22 protein-coding genes are annotated in these 22312 nt (G+C 62.2%); 10 read left to right on the forward strand and 12 right to left on the reverse strand.

Features of this window, described 5'->3' with window-relative positions; translation table 11 throughout:
• Positions 1-32: 32 nt before the first annotated feature.
• The 4 genes from ACS3QZ_RS09190 to ACS3QZ_RS09205 are packed head-to-tail and all read left to right on the forward strand — an operon-like array spanning position 33 to position 2899.
• Positions 33-401: a winged helix-turn-helix transcriptional regulator gene (locus ACS3QZ_RS09190; protein WP_456037567.1), complete on the forward strand. Its 369-nt coding sequence runs from the start codon at positions 33-35 to the stop codon at positions 399-401.
• 40 nt (positions 402-441) lie between these two features.
• Positions 442-1374 carry a bifunctional riboflavin kinase/FAD synthetase gene (locus ACS3QZ_RS09195; RefSeq protein ID WP_456037568.1) on the forward strand — a complete coding sequence of 311 codons (933 nt, stop codon included), beginning with the start codon at positions 442-444 and terminating at the stop codon, positions 1372-1374.
• Positions 1371-1847, forward strand: coding sequence for a YcgN family cysteine cluster protein (locus tag ACS3QZ_RS09200; protein WP_456037569.1), 477 nt, complete (start codon positions 1371-1373; stop codon positions 1845-1847). Before ACS3QZ_RS09195 ends, ACS3QZ_RS09200 begins: the two co-directional genes overlap by 4 nt.
• Positions 1847-2899 carry a threonine aldolase family protein gene (locus tag ACS3QZ_RS09205; protein ID WP_456037570.1) on the forward strand — a complete coding sequence of 351 codons (1053 nt, stop codon included), beginning with the start codon at positions 1847-1849 and terminating at the stop codon, positions 2897-2899. Before ACS3QZ_RS09200 ends, ACS3QZ_RS09205 begins: the two co-directional genes overlap by 1 nt.
• 39 nt (positions 2900-2938) lie before the next feature.
• Here the strand turns inward: ACS3QZ_RS09205 and ACS3QZ_RS09210 are convergent, their stop codons facing one another.
• Complete coding sequence (locus ACS3QZ_RS09210) at positions 2939-3730, reverse strand: alpha/beta fold hydrolase (protein WP_456037571.1); 792 nt, start codon at positions 3728-3730, stop codon at positions 2939-2941.
• Between the two features lie 11 nt (positions 3731-3741).
• Complete coding sequence (locus ACS3QZ_RS09215) at positions 3742-4341, reverse strand: 2-hydroxychromene-2-carboxylate isomerase (protein ID WP_456037572.1); 600 nt, start codon at positions 4339-4341, stop codon at positions 3742-3744.
• A gap of 105 nt (positions 4342-4446) precedes the next feature.
• Between ACS3QZ_RS09215 and ACS3QZ_RS09220 the strand changes: the two genes are divergently transcribed.
• A complete protein-coding gene (locus tag ACS3QZ_RS09220) occupies positions 4447-5463 on the forward strand; it encodes a ribose-phosphate pyrophosphokinase (protein ID WP_456037573.1) in 1017 nt (338 codons plus the stop codon).
• A gap of 66 nt (positions 5464-5529) precedes the next feature.
• Here ACS3QZ_RS09220 and ACS3QZ_RS09225 read toward each other — a convergent pair whose 3' ends face one another.
• The 6 genes from ACS3QZ_RS09225 to ACS3QZ_RS09250 all read right to left on the reverse strand — a co-directional run bounded on the left by ACS3QZ_RS09225 (position 5530) and on the right by ACS3QZ_RS09250 (position 10893).
• Positions 5530-5886: an H-type lectin domain-containing protein gene (locus tag ACS3QZ_RS09225; protein WP_093090400.1), complete on the reverse strand. Its 357-nt coding sequence runs from the start codon at positions 5884-5886 to the stop codon at positions 5530-5532.
• Between the two features lie 175 nt (positions 5887-6061).
• Positions 6062-6457, reverse strand: a complete 396-nt coding sequence (locus tag ACS3QZ_RS09230; protein WP_093090402.1) for a F0F1 ATP synthase subunit epsilon — start codon at positions 6455-6457, stop codon at positions 6062-6064.
• A gap of 11 nt (positions 6458-6468) precedes the next feature.
• Entirely contained in the window at positions 6469-7893 is a 1425-nt protein-coding gene (gene atpD, locus ACS3QZ_RS09235) for a F0F1 ATP synthase subunit beta (protein ID WP_456037574.1), read from the reverse strand.
• Between the two features lie 16 nt (positions 7894-7909).
• Positions 7910-8782, reverse strand: a complete 873-nt coding sequence (locus tag ACS3QZ_RS09240) for a F0F1 ATP synthase subunit gamma (protein WP_093090405.1) — start codon at positions 8780-8782, stop codon at positions 7910-7912.
• Between the two features lie 12 nt (positions 8783-8794).
• Positions 8795-10333 carry a F0F1 ATP synthase subunit alpha gene (atpA, locus tag ACS3QZ_RS09245; RefSeq protein ID WP_456037575.1) on the reverse strand — a complete coding sequence of 513 codons (1539 nt, stop codon included), beginning with the start codon at positions 10331-10333 and terminating at the stop codon, positions 8795-8797.
• Positions 10333-10893 carry a F0F1 ATP synthase subunit delta gene (locus ACS3QZ_RS09250; RefSeq protein WP_456037576.1) on the reverse strand — a complete coding sequence of 187 codons (561 nt, stop codon included), beginning with the start codon at positions 10891-10893 and terminating at the stop codon, positions 10333-10335. The genes atpA and ACS3QZ_RS09250 overlap by 1 nt, the downstream gene beginning before the upstream one ends.
• A 403-nt stretch (positions 10894-11296) precedes the next feature.
• Here ACS3QZ_RS09250 and ACS3QZ_RS09255 point away from each other — a divergent pair, with 403 nt between their 5' ends.
• Entirely contained in the window at positions 11297-11944 is a 648-nt protein-coding gene (locus tag ACS3QZ_RS09255) for a hypothetical protein (protein WP_456037577.1), read from the forward strand.
• Between the two features lie 3 nt (positions 11945-11947).
• On the opposite strand, the gene ACS3QZ_RS09260 is transcribed toward ACS3QZ_RS09255, so the two are convergent.
• On the reverse strand, positions 11948-12688 hold the full coding sequence (locus tag ACS3QZ_RS09260) for a class I SAM-dependent methyltransferase (protein WP_093092480.1): 741 nt from the start codon (positions 12686-12688) through the stop codon (positions 11948-11950).
• A 61-nt stretch (positions 12689-12749) separates the two neighbouring features.
• On the opposite strand from ACS3QZ_RS09260, the gene gloB reads away from it, so the two are divergent.
• From gloB to ACS3QZ_RS09275, 3 genes are all read left to right on the forward strand, one after another.
• Positions 12750-13517, forward strand: a complete 768-nt coding sequence (gene gloB, locus ACS3QZ_RS09265; RefSeq protein ID WP_456037578.1) for a hydroxyacylglutathione hydrolase — start codon at positions 12750-12752, stop codon at positions 13515-13517.
• A gap of 168 nt (positions 13518-13685) precedes the next feature.
• Positions 13686-16010, forward strand: a complete 2325-nt coding sequence (gene clpA, locus ACS3QZ_RS09270; RefSeq protein ID WP_456037579.1) for an ATP-dependent Clp protease ATP-binding subunit ClpA — start codon at positions 13686-13688, stop codon at positions 16008-16010.
• Positions 16010-16972, forward strand: coding sequence for a M23 family metallopeptidase (locus ACS3QZ_RS09275; protein ID WP_456037580.1), 963 nt, complete (start codon positions 16010-16012; stop codon positions 16970-16972). Before clpA ends, ACS3QZ_RS09275 begins: the two co-directional genes overlap by 1 nt.
• Positions 16973-16978: 6 nt before the next feature.
• On the opposite strand, the gene ACS3QZ_RS09280 is transcribed toward ACS3QZ_RS09275, so the two are convergent.
• From ACS3QZ_RS09280 to ACS3QZ_RS09290, 3 genes are all read right to left on the reverse strand, one after another.
• Positions 16979-19375 carry a peptidoglycan -binding protein gene (locus ACS3QZ_RS09280; protein WP_456037581.1) on the reverse strand — a complete coding sequence of 799 codons (2397 nt, stop codon included), beginning with the start codon at positions 19373-19375 and terminating at the stop codon, positions 16979-16981.
• A gap of 3 nt (positions 19376-19378) precedes the next feature.
• Positions 19379-20623, reverse strand: a complete 1245-nt coding sequence (locus ACS3QZ_RS09285; RefSeq protein WP_456037582.1) for a biopolymer transporter ExbB — start codon at positions 20621-20623, stop codon at positions 19379-19381.
• Positions 20624-20717: 94 nt separating this feature from the next.
• Complete coding sequence (locus ACS3QZ_RS09290; protein ID WP_093090420.1) at positions 20718-21242, reverse strand: gamma-glutamylcyclotransferase; 525 nt, start codon at positions 21240-21242, stop codon at positions 20718-20720.
• A 71-nt stretch (positions 21243-21313) separates the two neighbouring features.
• Between ACS3QZ_RS09290 and ACS3QZ_RS09295 the strand changes: the two genes are divergently transcribed.
• Positions 21314-22312 carry a DUF2125 domain-containing protein gene (locus ACS3QZ_RS09295; RefSeq protein ID WP_456037583.1) on the forward strand — a complete coding sequence of 333 codons (999 nt, stop codon included), beginning with the start codon at positions 21314-21316 and terminating at the stop codon, positions 22310-22312.

The raw sequence follows: 22312 nt of genomic DNA on the forward strand, positions 1-22312 counted from the left end.
AGTATCAATTACGCACCTTAAAGGAACCAGGTATGCTCCAGGTAACCGCCCACACCAAGGAACAGGCCGAAAACTGCCCGATCCGATCCGTCCTGACCCGGGTCACCGGCAAATGGCAGATCCTAATCTTCTTTGCCCTGGCCGAGGGCCCGCTGCGCTTTGGCGCGCTCAAGCGCACCATCGGCGATGTCACGCAGCGCGTTCTCACCGAGAACTTGCGGTCGCTGGAACGCGATGGCCACCTGACTCGCACCGTCGATCCGGGCCCGCCGGTCGCCGTGACCTATGCCCTGACCGATCAGGGGCATGCGCTTGTCGACACCCTTAGGCCGCTGGTGCGCTGGGCGGCAGAGAACTTCCCGGCCATCGCGGCCTCGCGTCAGGCCTGCGACGACACCTGACGCACTTGCAACACCCCTGGCAAACCGCTACCCCGATCCCATGCGGATCATTCGAGACTACAAATACGTGAACGAAGCAGACCGGGGCGCCAGCGCCGCGATCGGCAATTTCGACGGGGTCCACCTCGGGCACCAGTCGGTGATCGACATCGCCCGCAGCGCCGCGCCCGACGCGCCGCTCGGCATTGTCACCTTCGAACCCCACCCCCGCGAGTTCTTCGCCCCCGAGGCCCCGCCCTTTCGCCTGACAAGCTCGGACACCCGCGCGCATCGGCTTGAAAAGCTTGGCGTCGAACGGCTCTATGAACTGCCTTTCAACGCCACCCTCTCCAGCCTCACGCCGCGCGCCTTCGCACAGGACGTAATTGCCGATGGGCTGGGCCTGAGCCATGTGGTCATCGGGGCCGATTTCTGCTTTGGCAAGGGGCGCACCGGCACAGCCCAAGACCTCAAGGCCTTTGGGGCTGAAATGGGTTTCGGGGTCACCATCGCGCCCCTGATCCAGAACGGCGACGCGCAGGTGTCATCAACCTCGATCCGCAACGCACTTTCCGAAGGTCGTCCCCGCGACGCCGCCGCCATGCTGGGCCATTGGCACCGCATCGACGGCCCCGTGATCGGCGGTGACCAGCGTGGCCGTGACCTTGGTTTTCCCACGGCCAACATGTCCCTTGACGGCCTGCACCCGCCCAAGTTCGGCGTCTATGCCGTGTTGGTCGACGTGCTCGAAGGCCCCCACAAGGGCAGCTATCACGGCGCGGCCTCGGTCGGCGTACGCCCGATGTTCGGCATCAACAAAGCCAATATCGAAACCTTCCTGTTCGATTTCTCCGGCGACCTTTACGGCACCGAGCTTTCCGTGGCGCTGATCGATTTTCTCCGCCCCGAGGAAAACTACGACAGTATCGAAGCCCTCGTCACCCAGATCGACAAGGATTGCACCCAATGCCGTGCCATCCTGAGCGCGCTATGAGCAAACGCGACCCCATCGACCGCGACGGTCTCATGCCCCGCTTCTGGGAACGCAAGCCGTTGAAAAATCTGTCTCAAAAGGAATGGGAAGCGCTGTGTGATGGCTGCGGGAAATGCTGCCTGAACAAGCTGGAAGACGCCGACACCGGCTATGTTGCCCTGACCCGCGTCGCCTGTCGTCTGCTTGATGACGAAACCTGCCGCTGCACCCAGTATGACATTCGCCATCAATTCGTGCCGGAATGCATCGTGCTGACCCCCGGCAACCTTGACAGCCACGCCTACTGGATGCCGCAGACCTGTGCCTATCGTCTGCTCTGGGAGGGCAAGCCGCTGTTTGACTGGCACCCGCTGATCTCGGGCGACCCGGACTCGGTGCACCGGGCTGGTGTCTCGGTTTATCAGATGACAGTATCCGAATTCGAAACCCCAGAAGACGAATGGGAAGACCACATTATCGAGGAGCCCGTCTGATGTATTTTGCCTCCGACAATTCCGGGCCCGCCCTGCCACAGGTGATGGCGGCGGTTGCAGACGCCAACACAGGCTATGCCATGGGCTATGGCGCCGACCCGATCATGACAGAGGTCCGCCAACAGATCCGCGAAACATTTGAAGCCCCCGAGGCTGCAGTCTACCTCGTTGCGACCGGCACCGCGGCCAACTCGCTCGCCCTGGCGACGCTGTGCCAGCCGTGGCAAACCGTGTTCTGCTCGCCCGTCTCCCATATCCACGAAGACGAATGCAACGCGCCCGAGTTCTACTCCGGCGGCGCGAAACTGACCCTCGTGGGCAATGCCGATAAAATGACGCCCGATGCCCTGCGCGCCGCTATCGAGGCCGAGGAAACCCGGGGCGTGCACGGCCCCCAGCGCGGCCCGGTGTCGATCACTCAGGTCACGGAACGCGGCACGATCTATTCGCTCGACGAATTGAACGCGCTTTCCGCCGTGGCAGAAACCCATGGCCTGCCGGTGCACCTTGATGGCGCGCGCTTTGCCAATGCGATGGAGGCGCTTGCCTGCTCCCCGGCTGAGATGACGTGGAAAGTGGGAGTCGACGCGGTCAGTTTCGGGGGCACCAAGAACGGTTGTCTCGGCGTCGAGGCCGTGATCTTCTTCGATCCGAAACATGCCTGGGAATTCGAGCTGCGCCGCAAACGCGGGGCGCATCTGTTTTCCAAGCACCGCTACCTGTCGGCCCAGATGCGGGCCTATCTGCATGGCGACCTCTGGCGCGAAAGCGCGCGCAAGGCCAACGCCAACGCGGCCCATCTGGTGGCTGGTCTCAATGGCATCCCCGGTGTCAGCTTCGCGCATGAGCCCCAAGCCAACATGGTGTTTGCCACCATGCCGCGCGCGATGCACAAGGCCCTGTTTGCCGCCGGGGCGGTCTATCACATCTGGGCGGGAAGCCTCGAAGGTGACGATCCCGCCGCCCCGGTGACGGCGCGTTTCGTTTGTGACTGGTCTATCCCACGCGAAGAGATCGACCGTTTTCTGGAAATCGCCGCCAGCGCCGTCTGAACGGGCCAAGGCGTTTGAAAACGCCTTGGCAAGCCGTTCTCAAGCGGCTTCGTCCGCTCCGCTCAGGCGCAGCAGCTCCGCGGCCAAGGCGTCGGGACGGCTGATCGCACCCATATGCCCAGCCCCGTCGACTGTCACGCGCCATGCGCCGGGAATGCGGCGCCCAAGCGCATCGCAGACCGTGCCAATCACCTCCGGCGATTTGGCCCCATCCATGATCACCGTCGGCGCGGTGATCTCGCACAGCCGCGCCATCGTGCCCGGCGTGTCGAACGCCACATAGTTCTGCGAGCCGATCACGAAAGGAATGCGCTTGGCAAACCCTGCCCGCACCTGCGGTGGCAAGGCAGCCCAAGGCGTTCCGTCGCCCCATTCCTCCATGAAAACCTGCGCCGCAGCGTCATTGTCCCCGGCAGCAATCCGCGCCCGGATCGTCTCGATCTGCGCGTCATGCCCGGCAAACCCGCCCACATCCAGCTCCATCGCCAGCGCAAAGAACACCGGCTCATACAACACCAGACTACGCACCAACTCCGGATGTGCCACCGCAAAACGCAACGCAACCACCGCGCCGAAACTGTGGGCGACCACGTCAACCGGCGCGTCGATCCGGTCAAGAACTGCGTCATAAACCAGCGATCCGGTACAGCTTTCGCCATCGTAGTCGCTGCTACGTCCGTGCCCGATCATATCCGGCGCTAGCACCGTGAACTGATCCCCCAGATTCGCGGCCAGCCCACGCCACGCGCCGGAGTGCGCCATTGTGCAATGCAGGGCCAGCACGTTGCGCGGCCCCTGCCCCATCTCTCTCCAATAGGTCTTTTCCTGCATGTCGGGAAACGTCAGAGCGTGCCCGCGAGATGCCGGTCGAGATACTCCAGCCGGTCCTGCCCCCAGAACCGCGCATCGTCCTGCGTGACATAAAAGGGCGATCCGAACGCTCCTGCACCCACCGCTTCCTCAAGGTTGCGCGCATAGGTCTCGGCCCCGGTCAACAGCCCGCTGTCTGCCAGCGACGGATCGAACCCGGTTGCTTCAAGACACCCCTTGATCACGTCGTCCTGTGCGATGTCCTTTTCCTCGGCCCAGCAGGCCCGCATCAGCGCCCGCACAAAGGCCCCCACATCGCCGCCACCCGCATTCTGTGCGGCGATCACCGCATAGGCTGAAGGGGCCTGATTGGTCGGCCAATGCGCCGGGCTCAGGTTGAAATCCATTCCAAGCGCCTTGGCCTGTCGCAACAGGTCCTGCGCGCGATATTCCTGCCGCGACGGATGCCGGTCCTTGGGCGGCGTGCCGCCCGTGCGGGCAAACAGCGCCATGATGTCCAGCGGCTTGTAGGAAATCTGCGCCCCATGTTTCGTTGCAATTTCCTCAAACCGGTTGCCAGCAAGATAGGCATAAGGGGAAATCGTCGAAAAATAGTAGTCGATATGCGCCATTTAGCCCTCCAGTCGCCTCGCTTACCTTTGCGAGACCCTAGGCACATGTTAATCGGTTGGCAACGTCACGAATCTGTCATCGGCGTCACCCTGGGGACCACTCACATGCCAAACATCCATGAACCGAAACTGATCACCGGCAATTCCAACAAGCCTCTGGCCAAGGCAATTGCCCGTCGCATGTCCATGCACCGCGGCCAGACGGTCGATCTCGTCGACGCCCGCGTCGAACGCTTCAACGACGCAGAAATCTTTGTCGAGGTCTACGAGAACGTGCGCGGCGAAGACATGTTCATCATGCAGTCGACCTCGCGCCCGGCCAATGACAACCTGATGGAACTGTTGATCATGTCGGACGCGCTGCGCCGCTCTTCGGCCAGCCGCATCACCGCGGTCATTCCCTATTTCGGCTATGCCCGGCAGGACCGCCGCACCAAGGCCCGCACCCCGATCACTGCCAAGCTTGTCGCCAACATGATGGTCGAAGCCGGGATCGAGCGGGTTCTGACCATGGACCTGCACGCCGCCCAGATCCAGGGCTTCTTCGACATCCCCGTCGACAACCTCTACGCCTCGCCGATCTTTGCGCTCGACATCAAACACCAGTTCAAGAACGAACTCGACGATGTCCTGATCATCTCGCCCGATGTCGGCGGCGTGGCCCGCGCCCGCGAGCTGGCCAAGCGCATCAACGCCCCTCTCGCCATCGTCGACAAGCGTCGCGAGAAACCCGGTGAAGTGGCGGAAATGACCGTGATCGGTGATGTCAAAGGCAAGAAATGCATCATCGTCGATGACATCTGCGATACGGCCGGCACGCTCTGCAAGGCCGCCGAGGTAATCATGGAGCATGGCGCCACCGAGGTGCACGCATACATCTCGCACGGCGTTCTCTCCGGCCCCGCCGTTGGCCGCATCACCAAATCCGTGATGAAATCTCTGGTGATCACCGACTCGATCGAACCGACCCAAGCCGTGCTCGACGCCGAGAATATCCGCATCGTACCCACCGCGCCCATGTTCGCCCAGGCCATCATGAACATCGGCGCCGGCACCAGCGTGTCTTCGTTGTTCGAAACCGAGACGCTGGAACAATCCTACGAAGGCTTGTTCAAAAGCTGATCCAGCCTGCTTAGACACAAAGGCCGCACTCCTTGGGGGCGCGGCCTTTTTCGTTGCACACAACGATCAGTCGGCGTCCACGACCCAATCGTCGGCAAAGGCCAGCTCACCAATCGCCATCCAGTTCATGCGCACCCGCGCAACGCGGCTGTCGCCCCATGTGCGAAAGACTAGGTGGAAACCGAGGTTCGTCACCTCTTCGGCCACCACTTCCGAACGGATATTCGCACCACAATCCATGTCCCAAAGGGACAACCCGACATGCACTGTCGGCGGCACGCGGAACTTTTCACTGAAGCGGATCAGCTTGCGGCGCTCGCGCGGGCCATCGCCCGTCCACATTTCGCCATCCGTGTCAAAATCCGAAAACAGCGCGACATCGCCACTGTCCACACCAATAAAGTGATTTCTTAATTTCTTCATCACGTCTTCCCTGTGGAAACGACATTCGCGCGAACCCATCCGAAAGGCAATTGCAAAAGCCGGGGAACTGGCTTGGACGGATCGCCGCCAATGTGCTTCCCGAAGGCATCGACGCCGCAAAAAGAAAGGGCCCCGCCATTCGGCGAGGCCCTGAATGCTTTCTGTTCCCGAAGGATCAGTCCATGTCGTCCATGAGGTGCACAAGGTCCGCCACGAATTTCTCCGCTGCGTCCTTATCCTCGGAAGCCGCGTCCTCAACCGACTTGCGGGCGCTCGCCAGAACATCCTCAAGGTCCGCCTTGGTCACTTCCGACCCGACATGTGCGTGCTCAGCGATCACCGAGATCGACTCCGCCGAGATTTCCGCGAAACCGCGGGTCACGACAAAGGCTTTCTCGCCATCCGCCGACTGCACCTTCACTACACCGGGGCGCAGCGAGGTCAGCGTGGGCGCATGGCCCGGCATGGCGGTCATGTCACCGTCTGCGCCGGGGATCTGCACGGAAGTCGCCTCAAGCGAAGCAAGGCTCCGCTCAGGGCTGACCAGGTCAAATTGCATCGTGTTTGCCATCAGGGGCCTCCTTAGGCCGCTTCAGCAGCCATCTTTTCGGCTTTTGCGATCACTTCTTCGATGCCGCCAACCATGTAGAAGGCTGCTTCGGGAAGGTGGTCGTATTCGCCGGCCACAACTGCTTTGAACGACGAGATGGTGTCTTCCAGCGGAACCTGAACACCGTCCGAACCGGTAAAGACCTTCGCAACGTCAAACGGCTGGCTGAGGAAACGCTGGATTTTCCGGGCGCGGGCCACGGTCAGCTTGTCCTCTTCCGACAGTTCGTCCATCCCGAGGATGGCGATGATGTCCTGCAGCGACTTGTAGCGCTGGAGAATACCCTGAACTTCGAAAGCCACGTTGTAGTGCTCTTCACCCACAACACCCGGATCCATCAGACGCGAGGTCGAGTCGAGCGGGTCAACGGCCGGGTAGATACCCAGTTCCGAAATCGCACGCGACAGAACGGTGGTTGCGTCGAGGTGGGCAAAGGTCGTTGCCGGTGCCGGGTCAGTAAGGTCATCCGCGGGAACGTAGACGGCCTGGATCGACGTAATCGAGCCCGACTTTGTCGAGGTGATGCGTTCCTGCATGGCACCCATGTCGGTGGCCAGCGTCGGCTGGTAACCCACGGCCGAAGGAATACGACCCAGAAGTGCGGACACCTCCGAACCTGCCTGCGTGAAGCGGAAGATGTTGTCCACGAAGAACAGAACGTCGGTACCCGACTGGTCGCGGAACTGCTCGGCGAGCGTCAGACCGGTCAGGGCCACACGTGCACGTGCTCCCGGAGGTTCGTTCATCTGACCGTAAACCAGGGCCACCTGCGATTCCTCGAGGTTGTCCGGTTTGATCACGTTGGATTCGATCATCTCCCAGTAAAGGTCGTTACCTTCACGGGTCCGTTCACCAACACCTGCGAACACCGAGAAACCCGAGTGCACTTTTGCGATGTTGTTGATCAGTTCCATGATGAGAACGGTTTTACCCACGCCGGCGCCGCCGAACAGACCAATCTTACCACCCTTGGCGTAGGGGGCGAGAAGGTCGATCACCTTGATGCCGGTGACGAGGATTTCCGACTCGGTCGACTGTTCGTCGAATTCCGGTGCTGGCTGGTGGATGGCGCGGAACTCGTCTGCGTTGACCGGGCCTTTTTCGTCCACGGGCTCGCCCACAACGTTCAGGATGCGGCCCAGGGTGGCGTTGCCGACCGGCACCGAGATCGGTGCGCCGGTGTCTTCCACGGCTGCGCCACGGACCAGACCTTCGGTCGCGTCCATCGCGATGCAGCGAACGGTGTTTTCACCAAGGTGCTGGGATACTTCCAGAACCAGTTTCTTGCCGTTGTTTTCGGTGTTCAGCGCGTTCAGGATCTCCGGCAGGTGATCGTCGAACTGAACGTCTACAACGGCGCCGATGACCTGGGTCACCTTACCTTTTGCGTTTGCCATGTTTCGTCTCCGGTTCTTAGAGCGCCTCAGCGCCCGAGATAATTTCAATAAGCTCGTTGGTGATCACAGCCTGACGCGAGCGGTTGAACTCGATGGTCAGCTTGTCGATCATTTCGCCAGCGTTGCGGGTTGCGTTGTCCATTGCGGACATCCGCGCGCCTTGCTCCGAGGCCCCGTTTTCCAGCAGGGCGGCAAAGATCTGCGTGGCCACACCGCGCGGCAGAAGGTCCGCAAGGATCTCCTCTTCGCTCGGTTCGTAGTCATACAGCGTGCTTGCCCCATCTTCGTCCGCGTCAAACGCGGCTGGGATGATCTGCTGTGCGGTCGGGATCTGGCTCACGACGTTCACGAACTTCGAATAGAAGATCGTGGCGACATCGAACTCTTCCGCGTCGAAACGGGCCAGGATGTCCCGCGCGATATCCTGCGCGTTGTCATATCCCACACGTTTCACCTCGGTGAGGTCGACATGCGCAATGAAGTGATCCCCCAGGTCACGCTTGATCGCGTCACGACCTTTCTTGCCCACGGTGATGACCTTGACGGTCTTACCTTTGGCAAGAAGCTCTTCGGCTTTCGAGCGCGCCAGCTTGGCGATGTTCGAGTTGAAGCCGCCGCACAGACCCCGTTCCGCGGTCATCACCACCAGAAGGTGAGTCTGATCGCTGCCGGTGCCCGACAAGAGCTTCGGTGCAGAATCCGAGCCGCCAACCGAGGCCGCCAGCCCACCCAGAACGGCGTTGAACCGTTCTGTGTAGGGACGCGACTGCTCAGCAGCTTCCTGCGCGCGGCGAAGTTTCGCCGCGGCAACCATCTGCATGGCTTTGGTGATCTTCCGAGTGTTTTTCACACTCTCGATCCGGTTTTTTAGGTCCTTCAGACTAGGCATTGTCCGAACCCCTTATGCGAAGTCAGCTGCGTATTCGTCCAGCGCGGCTTTGACTTTGTCTGCGGCGTCGCCCTTGATCTTGGGATCTTCGTCGGTGATCCACTTGAGAAGGTCGGCGTGCTTGCCGCGCAGGTGCTGCAGAAGGCCGGTCTCGAAGCGACCAACGTCCTTGACGTCGACCTTGTCGAGATAGCCGTTCACACCGGCGAAGATGACGCAGACGATTTCCGCGTTGGTCAGCGGCGAGTACTGCGGCTGTTTCATCAGCTCGGTCAGACGTGCACCACGGTTCAGCAGCTGCTGGGTTGCGGCGTCAAGGTCGGAACCAAACTGAGCAAACGCGGCCATCTCGCGGTACTGAGCGAGCGACAGCTTCACCGGACCGGCAACCGACGACATGGCCGAAGTCTGTGCCGACGAACCAACCCGCGACACCGACAGACCGGTGTTCACAGCAGGACGGATACCCTGGTAGAACAGTTCGGTTTCCAGGAAGATCTGGCCGTCGGTGATCGAGATCACGTTGGTCGGAATAAAGGCCGACACGTCGCCGCCCTGGGTTTCGATGACGGGCAGCGCTGTCAGCGAGCCTGCGCCGAAATCTTCGTTCAGCTTTGCCGAACGCTCCAGCAGACGCGAGTGCAGGTAGAAAACGTCACCCGGATACGCTTCACGGCCCGGCGGGCGACGCAGAAGCAGCGACATCTGACGATAGGCAACAGCCTGCTTGGAAAGGTCATCATAGATGATCAGCGCGTGACGGCCATTGTCACGGAAGTACTCGGCCATCGCGGTTGCGGCGTAAGGTGCCAGGAACTGCATCGGCGCGGGGTCCGAAGCGGTTGCGGCAACAACGATCGAGTAATCGATGGCGCCGGTTTCTTCCAGCTTTTTCACCAGCTGAGCAACGGTAGACCGCTTCTGACCGATCGCAACGTACACACAGTACAGTTTCTTGCTCTCGTCGTCGCCGGCGGCGTCGTTGTAGGATTTCTGGTTCAGGATAGCGTCCAGAGCCACAGCGGTTTTACCGGTCTGACGGTCGCCAATGATAAGTTCACGCTGGCCACGGCCAATCGGGATCATCGCGTCAACCGATTTCAGGCCGGTTGCCATCGGTTCGTGAACCGATTTACGCGGGATGATGCCCGGCGCCTTAACGTCGGCAACGCCGCGTTCTTTGGCTTCGATCGGGCCCTTGCCGTCCAGCGGGTTGCCCAGGCCGTCAACAACACGACCCAGCAGGCCTTCACCGATCGGAACGTCCACGATCGAGTTGGTGCGCTTGACGGTGTCGCCTTCTTTGATGTCACGGTCCGAACCGAAGATAACGACACCAACGTTGTCGTTCTCAAGGTTCAGGGCCATGCCCTGGATGCCACCGGGGAATTCAACCATCTCACCGGCTTGAACATTGTCCAGGCCGTAGACGCGCGCGATACCGTCACCGACGGAAAGCACACGGCCGACTTCGGCCACTTCGGCCTCTTGGCCAAAGTTTTTGATCTGGTCCTTAAGGATCGCAGAGATTTCGGCTGCTTGGATACCCATTATCCGACCTCTTTCATTGCATTCTGGAGGGAGGCGAGCTTGGAGCGGATCGACGTGTCGATCATCTTCGAGCCCACTTTAACGACAAGACCGCCGATGAGCGCATCATCAACGGTCGCATTGATCTTAACGGTTTTGCCCACACGGTCGGCCAGCGTCTTGGCAAGCTTCTCGCTCTGGGTCTTGGTCAGCGCCTTCGCGGTCACGACATCGGCGGTCACTTCGCCCTTGTCTTCCGCAATCTTGGCACGCAGCTGAACAATCAGCTGGGGCAGCACGAACAGGCGACGTTTCTCGGCCATCAGGCTGAGCACGTTCTTCAGCACCGGCTGAAGGCCCATCTTGTCTGCAATCGAAGCAATGGCTTTGCCCTGATCGTCACGGCTCACCAGCGGCGAGTTGATCAGGTTGCGCAGGTCTGCGCTATCGGCCAGTGCGGCGCTCAGGTCATCAAGACCGCTTTCCAGTTTGGCAAGCGACTTGTTCTCTTGCGCGATCTCGAAGACCGCGGTGGCATAGCGTTCAGCGATGCCGGAGGAGATCGAAGCTGGTTCGGACACGTCCACCCTTCCGCTTTTTGGCCCCAGTCGCGGCATACAATTGTATGCAGTGCTTTGGAGCGTTACGTGGCCCTGTCATGAAACAGGGCAGTCAAATCCGTGGCGGGTGTAGCAGAGGCTTGCGCGGCGGGCAACATTGTTCGGAATATTCCCGACTTTGCGCAACCCCCTGTTTTTTAAGGCTTTGAGGCAGGTGCGACCCTTTGCCTGTGACGGGGCGTCAAAAAAATGCAGCCCAAACCCCGATTTTGGGCGATTCCCGGCATCGCCAAAGCCAAATTGTTAGCGAAAACATGGAAAATCGCTTTCTGCAGAGAGACCACAAAAGCGATGCTGACCCCGTGACAGGCCCGGATCACGGCGCTAGCCTTGGGCAAAGGACAATTCGAAAACGGACACCCGCGTGCGATCTGCAGTTTTGCCAGTGCTTGCCATAGTGATCACCCTCTTCGGGCCCGTCACGCCGGTCGCGGCCCAAAGCAGCCTGTCGCTGGACGATTTCGACTTCGCCCCATCTTCCGAAGACGCGGCACCCTCCTTTGACCGATGCGGCCGACCGGTGACCATGCGCCAGCCAACCCCCGGTGGCACCTTCGACTCCGAGACGATCTTTGACATGGATGACGTGCAGAATCTCGGCAACATCGAACCCAAGAGCAATGCCTCCAACCCCGCCTGTGGCGACCTGATGGCGGCCCCGCTGAGCGGCGCGGTGCGCTCCGGCGGACCGGACCTGTCTTTCAGCTTTGCCCCCGGCTCCAGCGACCCGGCGCGCGGACTGCTGCGCCATTTCGATGCGATCGAGACCTTGCGCGCGCAGGTGCGCTCGGGCCAGCGTTATCTCCTGCTTGGCTACGGCGGCCAAACCGGCACAGCCGAGGCGCAGCAGGATCTCGCCGCCCAGCGCCTGACACAGCTGACACAGGTGCTCGTCGATCTCGGTGTGCTGCCCCCCGCACAGATCATCGCCCTGATCCGGCCAACACCCCCCCTGTCCGCGTTCGACTGGGATGTCGTCTCCGTGTTCCGCATGGCCACCGGCGCGCGTTAAGCCCTAGACCGGCGCTGCCTCGGGCTTGGGCGCCAGCGCCTTGAGCGGCTTCCTCACCGCCTCGCGAAGCCCCGGCCCGGTCGGCGCATGCACCCGCTTGGTCGCCTCAACGATCAGGACGCCCCCGGCCATCACCGGCGACAGCGTCTTGCCAATGCTTTCCCAAACCGGCCCGGTTTTCCGCCAGAACCGGCGATGCGATGGAGGTTGATACAGGGTTGCGCGATGGCGCTCGGGCATGAACCCATGGCGGCGCAGCTGCGCTTCCAACTGCCCGCCCGAATAGGGCCGGCCATATCCAAAGGGCGTTGAGTCGCTGCGCGACCACATCCCTGAACGGTGCGGCACCACAAAAAGCGCCTTTCCCCCCGGCCCCAGCACCCGATACGCCTCGCCGAGCACATCCGACGGCCGTTCGCTGGTTTCCAGACCGTGCATCAGGACCAGCCTGTCCACATGCCCGGTTTCCAAAGGCCACAACGTTTCCTCGCACAGGACCGAGACATTCTTCATCCCCGCAGGCCAGGGCATCACCCCCTGTGGCGCAGGCATCAGCCCGATCACCCGCCGCGCATCCCCGAGATACGGGCGCAGCAACGGTACCGCAAAGCCGAACCCGGCAACCGTCTGCCCGGTGGCGTCGGGCCACAGCTCCAGCATCTCGTCCCGCACGGCCTTCTGCGCCGCGCGCCCAAGCGCGCTGCGGTAATAGAAGTTGCGAAGATCCTGTACATCAAGATGCATTGCACCCGGCCCCATGATCGGCAAAGCTGATGTCAACATAACAACGAACAGGCGAAAATCCATGCCCCATCAGATCGTGACCATTCCTTGCCTTGCCGACAATTACGCCTTCCTGATCCACGACCCGGCCAGCGGCGAAACCGCCCTTGTCGACGCGCCCGAGCCCGGCCCGATCCTTGATGAACTGGCGGCGCGCGGCTGGACGCTCAGCCACGTTCTGCTCACCCATCATCACTGGGACCATGTCGACGGCCTGCCGGACATCCTCGCCCGACACCCCGCCAAGGTGGTTGGCGCAGCCGCAGATGCCGAACGCCTGCCCCCGCTCGACCTTGCCCTGTCCGAGGGCGATACCGTCACCATTGGTGGCGAAGCGGCACAGGTGATCGACGTTTCCGGCCACACCATTGGCCATATCGCCTTCTACTTTCCTGACACCGGCGCCGTCTTCACCGCCGACAGCCTGATGGCGCTGGGATGTGGCCGTCTGTTCGAAGGCTCGCCCGAAATGATGTGGGACAGCCTGTCCAAACTCGCCGCTCTGCCCGCCGACACGATCGTCTGCTCTGGTCACGAATATACCACCGCCAATGGCAAGTTCGCGATCACCGTCGACCCGGAAAACCCCGCGCTTGCCGCCCGGATCAAGGCCGTCGCCGACGCCCGCGCCAAGGGCATCCCCACCGTCCCCTCCACGCTGGCAGAAGAGCTGGCCACCAACCCGTTCCTGCGCGGCCATGACCCGGTTGTCCAACGCACCGTGGGCATGGAAGGCGCCGACCCGGCTGCCGTTTTCGCTGAAATCCGCAGGCGCAAAGACAGCTTCTAGGGCTCGCGGAATGGGCGATCCGGTGGCCGTTCACGATAAATGTGACATTAAAAATGCAGAAAGTCCTTGAAGACCGGGCCAGATCGACCAAACTTTAACTTATGAGGCCAATGGTGTTGGTGGGGCCTCGTCCCCCCGCGCCCCAGAAACGGAAGGAGCACGAGAGCAGTGCCTTCATTCTCGAATACGCTTGAACAAGCCATCCACGCCGCGCTGGCACAGGCCAACCAGCGGCGCCATGAATTTGCCACGCTGGAACACCTCCTTCTGTCGTTGCTGGACGAACCCGATGCCCTGCGCGTCATGCAGGCCTGCTCGGTCAATGTGGACGAGCTGCGCCAGACGCTGCTGGAGTTCATTGATGAGGATCTATCCAACCTCGTCACCGATATCGAGGGGTCCGAAGCCGTTCCCACCGCCGCGTTCCAGCGCGTGATCCAGCGCGCCGCCATTCACGTTCAGTCTTCTGGCCGGACTGAAGTGACCGGTGCAAACGTCCTCGTGGCGATCTTTGCCGAACGCGAATCCAACGCGGCCTATTTCCTGCAGGAACAGGACATGACCCGCTATGACGCGGTGAACTACATCGCCCATGGCGTTGCCAAGGATCCCGCTTTTGGCGAATCCCGCCCCATCACCGGCGCGCAGGACGAGGCCGAAGAACAGGCGACCCATCATGTGGAGGGCGACAAGAAGGAAAGCGCACTGGCCAAATATTGCGTCGACCTCAATGCCAAGGCGATGAAGGGCGATGTCGACCCGCTGATCGGGCGCGACCACGAGGTCGAGCGTTGCATTCAGGTGCTCTGCCGCCGTCGCAAGAACAACCCGCTCCTGGTGGGCGACCCCGGCGTTGGTAAAACCGCCATTGCCGAAGGTCTCGCGCGCAAGGTGGTCTCGGGCGAAACGCCCGAAGTGCTCTCCAACACCACAATCTATTCGCTCGACATGGGGGCGCTTCTGGCCGGCACCCGCTATCGCGGTGACTTCGAAGAACGTCTGAAGGCGGTCGTGACCGAGCTTGAGGAACACCCCGACGCGGTTCTCTTCATTGACGAGATTCATACCGTGATCGGTGCTGGCGCGACCTCGGGCGGTGCCATGGACGCCTCCAACCTCCTGAAACCCGCCCTGCAGGGCGGCAAACTGCGCACCATGGGCTCCACCACCTACAAGGAGTTCCGCCAGCACTTCGAAAAGGACCGCGCCCTGTCGCGCCGGTTCCAGAAGATCGACGTGAACGAACCCACGGTCGAAGACACGATCAAGATCCTCCGGGGTCTCAAGGAGTATTTCGAGGAACACCACTCCGTGAAATACACCGCAGACGCGATCAAGACCGCCGTCGAACTGTCGGCGCGCTACATCAATGACCGCAAGTTGCCGGACAAGGCGATTGACGTGATCGACGAAGCGGGCGCGGCACAGCATCTCGTGGCGGCCTCGAAACGGCGCAAGACCATCGGCGTGAAGGAAATCGAAGGCGTGATCGCCAAGATTGCCCGCATCCCGCCCAAGAACGTGTCCAAGGACGATGCCGAGGTGCTCAAGGATCTCGAAAAATCCCTCAAGCGCGTGGTCTTTGGTCAGGACGACGCCATCGAGGCTCTGTCTTCGGCCATCAAACTCGCCCGCGCGGGTCTGCGCGAGCCGGAAAAACCCATCGGCAACTATCTTTTTGCCGGCCCCACTGGCGTCGGCAAGACTGAGGTCGCCAAGCAACTCGCCGACACGCTGGGCGTGGAACTGCTGCGTTTCGACATGTCCGAATACATGGAGAAACACGCGGTTTCCCGCCTGATTGGCGCACCTCCGGGCTATGTCGGTTTCGATCAGGGCGGCCTTCTGACCGACGGCGTCGACCAGCATCCGCATTGCGTGCTGCTTCTGGACGAAATCGAAAAGGCGCATCCCGATGTCTACAACATCCTGTTGCAGGTGATGGACCACGGCGAGCTGACCGACCACAACGGCCGCACCGTTTCCTTCCGCAACGTGGTCCTGATCATGACCTCGAACGCGGGTGCTGCGGAACAGGCCAAGGCGGCCATCGGCTTTGGCCGTGATCGGCGCGAGGGCGAGGATACAGCCGCCATCGAGCGCACCTTCACGCCCGAATTCCGCAACCGCCTCGACGCGGTGATCTCCTTCGCGCCCCTGCCCAAGGAAGTCATCCTGCAGGTGGTCGAGAAATTCGTCCTCCAGCTCGAAGCGCAGCTTCTGGATCGCAACGTTACCATCGAACTCACCCGCAAGGCCGCCGAATGGCTGGCCGACCGGGGCTATGACGAGAAGATGGGCGCACGTCCCCTGGGCCGCACCATTCAGGAGCACATCAAGAAACCGCTGGCCGAAGAACTGCTCTTTGGCAAGCTGGCCAAGGGTGGTGTCGTCAAGGTCAAGGTCAAGGATGGCAACCTCGAACTGGAGATTTCCGGCCCCGATAGCCCCCGGATCACCGGAAAGAAGCCGCCGCTCCTTACCGCGGATTGATGCGCACGCTGACCACAGCTCTTTGCGGCGCCCTCCTGGCCTCATCAGCCATCGGGGCGCCGTCCTTGTCTCTGCCCATCGACTGCGAACTGGGCGAAACCTGTTTCCTGCAGAACTACGTCGATACCGACCCCGGCCCCGGCTATCGCGACTTCACCTGTGGCCCGCTCAGCTATGATGGGCACAAGGGCACCGATTTTGCGCTGCCTTCCATTGCCACCATGCAGGCCGGGGTAAACGTGCTGGCCTCAGCCGGGGGCGTGGTTGTCGGCACGCGCGACGGCATGATTGACCGCGCCCTCACCAAAGACACCGCCGCCTCTGTCGAGGGCCGCGAATGCGGCAACGGTGTCGTCATTGATCACGGCGACGGTTGGGTCACGCAATATTGTCACATGAAACAGGGCAGCGTTTCCGTCACCAAGGGTCAGACCGTCGAAACCGGCGCTGTTCTCGGACAGGTCGGCCTCTCGGGCCGCACCCAGTTTCCCCATGTTCATATTTCCGTGCGCCACAACGGCACGGTCATCGACCCGTTCCAGCCCGGCGCCAACGACACCTGTGGCACCAGCGACAAAACCCTCTGGGCCGATCCCCTCGCCTATTCGCCCGGCGGTCTGATCGCCCTCGGCTTCACCACCGCCATTCCCAGCTTTGATCAGGTCAAATCCGGACAGATTGCGCAGACCACCCTGCCGCCCAACGCGCCGGCATTGGTGCTTTACGCCTATGGGTTCGGGAGCCGCGAAGGCGATCGCCTCGACATCATAATCAACGGCCCTGCCAATCGGGTTGTTGCACAATCCGTCGATATCGACAAAACACAGGCCCAGTATTTTCGCGCCATCGGCAAACGCACACCCGCTGGCGGCTGGCAACCGGGGACCTATATCGGCACCGCGACCCTCTACCGCGATCAACAGCCGCTCGACAGCCAGAGCCTGACCCTCACCGTTGAATGACCCGGATCACCGCTCGGTGAATTTCAACTCGATTCGCCGGTTCTTGGCCCGCGCCTCGGGCGTGTCGTCAAAGTCGACCGGCTGGTATTCCCCGAACCCGTTGGCCGACAACCTGTAAGGCGCGATCCCGAGCGCCTCGATCATGTACCGCACAACCGACAGGGCCCGCGCCTGGCTCAGTTCCCAGTTATCCGCAAACCGCCCGCCAAGGATCGGCACGTTGTCCGTGTGTCCGTCCACGCGGATAATCCAGTCGATCCCCTCGGGGATCTCATCCGCGACCGCCTTTAGAATCGCCGCCACCTTGGCAATCTCGGCCTCACCTTCCACCGACAGATCCGCCCCACCCGGCGGGAACAACACCTCAGAGGCAAAGACAAACCGGTCCCCGACGATGCGCACGCCTTCCTGATCGCCCAGAACCTGCCGCAACCGCCCGAAGAACTCTGACCGATACTGCGCCAGATCCTTGGTCTCGGCTTCAAGCGCCTCTTTCTCTGCCTGAAGCCGCTTGCGCTCGTCCTCTTCCAGCTTGCGCCGCTTGCGTTCTTCCGCCGCCGCCCGCGCCAATGCCGCGTTGAGGTCGCTGCCCAGCGTTTCCAGCTGCACCCGCGCCGCCGCATCACGTTCTTTGTAGTCATCCAACAACGCCTGCAGGCTCGACAATTGCGACCTGAGCGCGCCAATCTGCTGGTTCAAAGCCTCGATCTTACGCAGACCTTCGGCTGATCGCGCCTCTTCCTGTGCCAGCGCCTCGTTCGCCGCCCGCAACAGCGCCTCACGCTCCTGCGCCGCGCTCAAGGCATCTTCCGAGTTGCCCTCGGCAGCCTTCTTGGCTGCGAGCGCCGCCGCCAACTGGCGTTCCACATCCTCGGCATCGCGCAGCTTGGCCTCTGCCGCCAGCTTGGCCGCCAAGGCTGCCGCCAACCGTTCGCGCAGGGATGTCGCGTTCTCCTGCGTCGCCGCCAGATCCGCTTCGAGAACCTGCTGCGCCGCCACCGCCGCCGCCAGCCGTTCTTCCAGCGTTTTCAACGCCTCTTCCAGCCCCGCGCCCGTGTTTTCCGCCTGCTCCGCCCGGTTCTCTGCCGCCAGCTTCGCCGCAAGGGCTTCGGACAAACGCGCCTCCAGCGCCTCAAGATCGCTGCGCAACTGTGTCTCGGTCTGTCCTGCTGCGGCCTCCGCCGTGGCCCGCGCCGCCTCTTCCGTCGCCAGCCGCGCCTGCAAATCCGCCAGCGTCTCATTGCCCTTTTCGAGGTCGAGCAAGGCCGCCGTCAACTCGGCCCGCACCGAAGCCAATTCCTCGGACTGTGCCGTGGCCGAACTCTGCGCCGTTTCCAGCGCCAGCACCGCCCGCGCAAGCTGCGCCGCCAGGTCCTCTCGGGCCGCAAGCGCGCCTTCCAGCTCGCCCCGCGCCGCCGACAGTTCCTGTTCCCGTTCGGCCAAAGCCGCCTCAACCGCCGCCAGCCGCACCATGGCGTCGGCCAGATCTTCGGACACATCCTGCCCCTCGACCAGCGCCGCCGCCAGTTTCAGATCCAGATCCTCCTGCGCCGCCCGCGCCGCAGCCAGCATGGTCAGCGTTTCTTCGGCATTGCGGCGCTGTTCCTCCAGCGCCAGCGTCATCGCCGTCAGCTCCGCGTCCGCATTCTTCAAACGCTCGCGCAGCGCCTCGGCCGCCGCGGCCTCAACCAGCCGCGCCGCCTCTTCCTCGGTCAGCTGATCCTCAAGATTGCCCACCCGCGCCGTCAGCTCCGCTTCCCGCGCGGCGCTCTCGGCCAGCTTGCCGTTCAATTCTTCCACCAGCGCCTGTAAGGCCTCGCGCCGCGCTGCCAAAAGCCGCGCGGTCTCGGTCTGCACGTCGATCTCATCACGCGCCTGCGCCAAGGCAAGGTTGAGCGCCTCGCGTTCGTCGATCAGCGCGTCGCGTTCTGCGGACAACGCATCGCGCCGCGCTTCGAGATCGGAAATCGTGCCCAGCGCCTCGTCGCGCTGCACCAGCAAGGCCGCCACCTGGGTTTCAAAACTCGTGATCCGCGCCTGAGCCGCTGACAGTGCTGCATCCTGCGCTTCACGCTCAGCCGACAACGCGGCGATCAACGCCTCCTGCTCTCGCACCTGCGTTTCACTGCTGTCGAGCGTCGCCTTCAACCCGCCGACCTCGCTTTCCAAAGCCTCCGCACGGGACCGCTCCAATCCCAGCGCATCGGCCAACGCCATCACCTCGGCTTCCAGCGCGTTCAGCTCGTCTTCCTGTCCGGTGATCGTTTCCCTGAGCACGAATTGCACGATCATGAAGATCGTCAGCACGAACATCAGCACTAGCAAAAGCCCGGTCATCGCATCCACGAAACCGGGCCAGATCGACGCCTGAAAACGCTGTCCGGTGCGCCGGGAAAGGGCCATGGATCAGCCCTCCTGCCCGCCGCCGTCCTGCGCGTCGGTCCCCGGCTTGGGGCGCGGCTTGCCCGCGGGCTTTGCCGGATCGCTGACCTGCGCGCGGGACATGGCCCGCAACTGACGCTGCAATCCGGCCAGATCGCTGCGCAGCTCGGCCATGGTCTCCTGCCGCCCGGCGGATATCTCTTCAAGAATCCGCAGCATCTGCACGTCGATCGACCGCAGCCGCATGCGGCTTTCGGCATCAATCCCGCCGTCTGTGTCATCGCGCTCTTCGAGCACATGCAATAGCCGCTCCTGCCCCTCGGCCACCCGCAAAAGCGCCTGCGTTGTGGGCGCCTGTGTCTCCATCCGATCCGTCATCCGGTGGATCGCTTCGGCCAGTTGCGACAGCCGCGCATCCGCGTCTTCGCGGCTTCCCATGGCAGCGGCAAAGCTCAGCTGCATCGCTTCCATCTGCTGCGCCATGTGGTCAAAGGCCAGGCCCACGGCCTGCTGCTCGCCACCTTCCCCGTCGCCCGAGGAGAACCCGACCCGCGTGATTGAACTCAGCCATTCTTCCAGTTCGCGGTAAAACCGGTTCTGCCCGTGTCCCGCAAACAGCTCCAAGAGCCCCACGATCAGCGATCCGGCAAGCCCCAACAGCGACGATGCAAAGGCGATGCCCATGCCCCCCAACTGCGCCTCAAGCCCGGTCATCAGGCGCGAAAACACCTCGACACCGCCCTCGCCTTCCTGCGGCGCGAGACTGCGGATCGTGTCGACCACCGCCGGCACCGTGGTGGCAAGCCCATAGAAAGTTCCAAGAAGGCCAAGGAAAATCAACATGTTGACGAGGTAACGCGTGATTTCACGCCCCTCGTCGATACGTGTCGCAACCGAGTCGAGTATCGACCGCGTGCTCGTTGCGCTGATCTGGCTGTGTGCACCGCGCGTGCGCAACAGCGCCGCCAAAGGTGCCAGAAGTTGCGGCGCTTGGTACTCTTCATACCCCTCCCGCAGCCCGGCAAAGCTTTCAATCCAGCGCACCGAGTTGATCAGCGAAAACACCTGCCAGAAACAGGCCAGCACCCCGATCAGGAAGACAAAGGCAATGAACCCGTTGAGATAGGGGTTGGCGATGAACACGGGCATGACCCGTGGCATCGCGACATAGACCAACAGCCCGGTCAGCCCAAGCACGACCAACATCAGGATGATCTGTCGGAACGGTTGAGAGAAACGCGGCTCGATTTTTCGGTCTGGCTGGTCCATGTGGACGGATCCTGACACTTGTTTTTTCTGCCGTCACCCTACTGGCAACGGCTTGCCCTGCCAAGTTTTATTGCGCCGCGCCGCCGCGAAGCACTCAAACCGCTGTCAATTCGCGCACCCGCGCCGAAAGCCAGTCAAGCTCCGCATCCTCGATCCCCAGCTCCCAAAGGTGGCTGGCGGTGTTGTGCAGGTAATCGGTGTTCGGCCCTCGCCCACCCACCGCCGTGGCAATGATCTGCGCCTGTTCTTCCAGCTCCAGATGGCAATACTGGACATGATCCGGGTCGATCACATAGGTCACGGCTTCAACCTTGCGCCCGTCCGCCAGATCAATGTGCAGCATCTTTTCCAGATAGGCCGAGCTGACCAGTTCGCGCTCACGCAGGTAATCCAGCGTCGTGTCCCGGTGCTCGGGCGCCACCGAAAGCGCCAGCCCCTGACAATGCGCGCCCGCCATCGCATCCAGCGCCAGCACCAGCCCCGGCTTGTCCACCGTGCCGCGATGATGGATCGAGCGCATGCAAAAGCTGCGATGCCATCCCGGCAGGCTGGCAATCGCCTTTTCCTGATACTCGAAACCGGGGTTCCACAAGAGCGAACCGTATCCAAAAACCCACATGTTCTGCCTCTGGTCCTTGACGTTGCGCGCCGTTAAACACCAATCACAGCGCTGGGAAAAGGGGCCTTGCCATGATGAATCGTCTTGTCGTGTTGATCGCCGTGCTGGCGGCGGCCTGGTCGGGCTATTGGCTGGCCGGGCATTGGGGCCTGACCAAGGGGTTCGACATCTGGTTCGAAGACCGCCGCGCCGAAGGCTGGGTGGCCGAATACGACGATCGCGCCACGCGCGGCTTTCCCAATCGCTTTGACACCACCTTCACCAACCTGACCCTAGCCGATCCCGGCACCTCGGTTGCGTGGGATGCGCCTTTCTTTCAGCTTTTTGCGCTGAGTTATCGTCCGACCCATGTCATCGCCGTCTGGCCGCACGCGCAAACCCTGTCCACCCCGTCCGAGAAACTGACCCTGAACAGCACGGACATGCGCGCCTCCCTCGTGCTGCGCCCGGACACAGCGCTGACACTCGAACGCACGAACGTCGTGATCGAGGGGCTGACCCTATCCTCTTCGCGCGACTGGCAGATGTCGGCCACCGCCCTGAACCTCGCCATGCACGCCCAGCCTGACGGTGACGCGACCTATCGCCTCGCCCTGCAAACACAGGATTTCGCGCCCCCCGTTGCCTATGCCCTGCCCTCCGGCACCAACCTGCCCCGCAACTTTTCGGCGCTCCGGGCGGACGTGACCGTCACCTTTGATCGCGCATGGGACCGCACCGCCATCGAAGACAGCCGCCCCCAGCCTGTCGAAATCGACCTCGCCCTGGCCGAGGCCAAATGGGGCGATCTCGAACTCAATGCGGCAGGCAAGGTGAGCGTCGACAGCCTCGGTTATCCCACAGGCACGATCACCATACGCGCGGTCAACTGGCGCGAGATCATCGCCGTGGCGCGCGCGTCCGGGCAGGTTTCTCCGGCCATCCTCGACACGGTCGAAGGCGCGCTCGACCTTGCGTCTCAACTGGCCGGGAACAGCAATCAACTCGATATCCCGCTGACCTTTAAGAATGGCGCCACCCGCCTCGGCCCGGTGCCCATCGCTCCGGCCCCGATCATCCGCCTGCACTGA

It is taken from the genome of Shimia sp. W99 (assembly GCF_053851455.3).

Excerpts from the sequence above, each read along its gene's own strand:
- gloB (WP_456037578.1), top strand. The coding sequence starts at position 12,750 with ATGCCCCATCAGATCGTGACCATTCCTTGCCTTGCCGACAATTACGCC.
- ACS3QZ_RS09240 (WP_093090405.1), bottom strand. The coding sequence starts at position 8,782 with ATGCCTAGTCTGAAGGACCTAAAAAACCGGATCGAGAGTGTGAAAAAC.
- ACS3QZ_RS09275 (WP_456037580.1), top strand. The coding sequence starts at position 16,010 with ATGCGCACGCTGACCACAGCTCTTTGCGGCGCCCTCCTGGCCTCATCA.
- ACS3QZ_RS09220 (WP_456037573.1), top strand. The coding sequence starts at position 4,447 with ATGCCAAACATCCATGAACCGAAACTGATCACCGGCAATTCCAACAAG.
- ACS3QZ_RS09205 (WP_456037570.1), top strand. The coding sequence starts at position 1,847 with ATGTATTTTGCCTCCGACAATTCCGGGCCCGCCCTGCCACAGGTGATG.
- ACS3QZ_RS09215 (WP_456037572.1), bottom strand. The coding sequence starts at position 4,341 with ATGGCGCATATCGACTACTATTTTTCGACGATTTCCCCTTATGCCTAT.
- atpD (WP_456037574.1), bottom strand. The coding sequence starts at position 7,893 with ATGGCAAACGCAAAAGGTAAGGTGACCCAGGTCATCGGCGCCGTTGTA.
- ACS3QZ_RS09230 (WP_093090402.1), bottom strand. The coding sequence starts at position 6,457 with ATGGCAAACACGATGCAATTTGACCTGGTCAGCCCTGAGCGGAGCCTT.
- ACS3QZ_RS09195 (WP_456037568.1), top strand. The coding sequence starts at position 442 with ATGCGGATCATTCGAGACTACAAATACGTGAACGAAGCAGACCGGGGC.
- ACS3QZ_RS09225 (WP_093090400.1), bottom strand. The coding sequence starts at position 5,886 with ATGAAGAAATTAAGAAATCACTTTATTGGTGTGGACAGTGGCGATGTC.
- atpA (WP_456037575.1), bottom strand. The coding sequence starts at position 10,333 with ATGGGTATCCAAGCAGCCGAAATCTCTGCGATCCTTAAGGACCAGATC.
- ACS3QZ_RS09210 (WP_456037571.1), bottom strand. The coding sequence starts at position 3,730 with ATGCAGGAAAAGACCTATTGGAGAGAGATGGGGCAGGGGCCGCGCAAC.
- ACS3QZ_RS09190 (WP_456037567.1), top strand. The coding sequence starts at position 33 with ATGCTCCAGGTAACCGCCCACACCAAGGAACAGGCCGAAAACTGCCCG.
- ACS3QZ_RS09290 (WP_093090420.1), bottom strand. The coding sequence starts at position 21,242 with ATGTGGGTTTTTGGATACGGTTCGCTCTTGTGGAACCCCGGTTTCGAG.
- ACS3QZ_RS09295 (WP_456037583.1), top strand. The coding sequence starts at position 21,314 with ATGATGAATCGTCTTGTCGTGTTGATCGCCGTGCTGGCGGCGGCCTGG.
- ACS3QZ_RS09285 (WP_456037582.1), bottom strand. The coding sequence starts at position 20,623 with ATGGACCAGCCAGACCGAAAAATCGAGCCGCGTTTCTCTCAACCGTTC.
- ACS3QZ_RS09260 (WP_093092480.1), bottom strand. The coding sequence starts at position 12,688 with ATGCATCTTGATGTACAGGATCTTCGCAACTTCTATTACCGCAGCGCG.
- ACS3QZ_RS09200 (WP_456037569.1), top strand. The coding sequence starts at position 1,371 with ATGAGCAAACGCGACCCCATCGACCGCGACGGTCTCATGCCCCGCTTC.
- ACS3QZ_RS09280 (WP_456037581.1), bottom strand. The coding sequence starts at position 19,375 with ATGGCCCTTTCCCGGCGCACCGGACAGCGTTTTCAGGCGTCGATCTGG.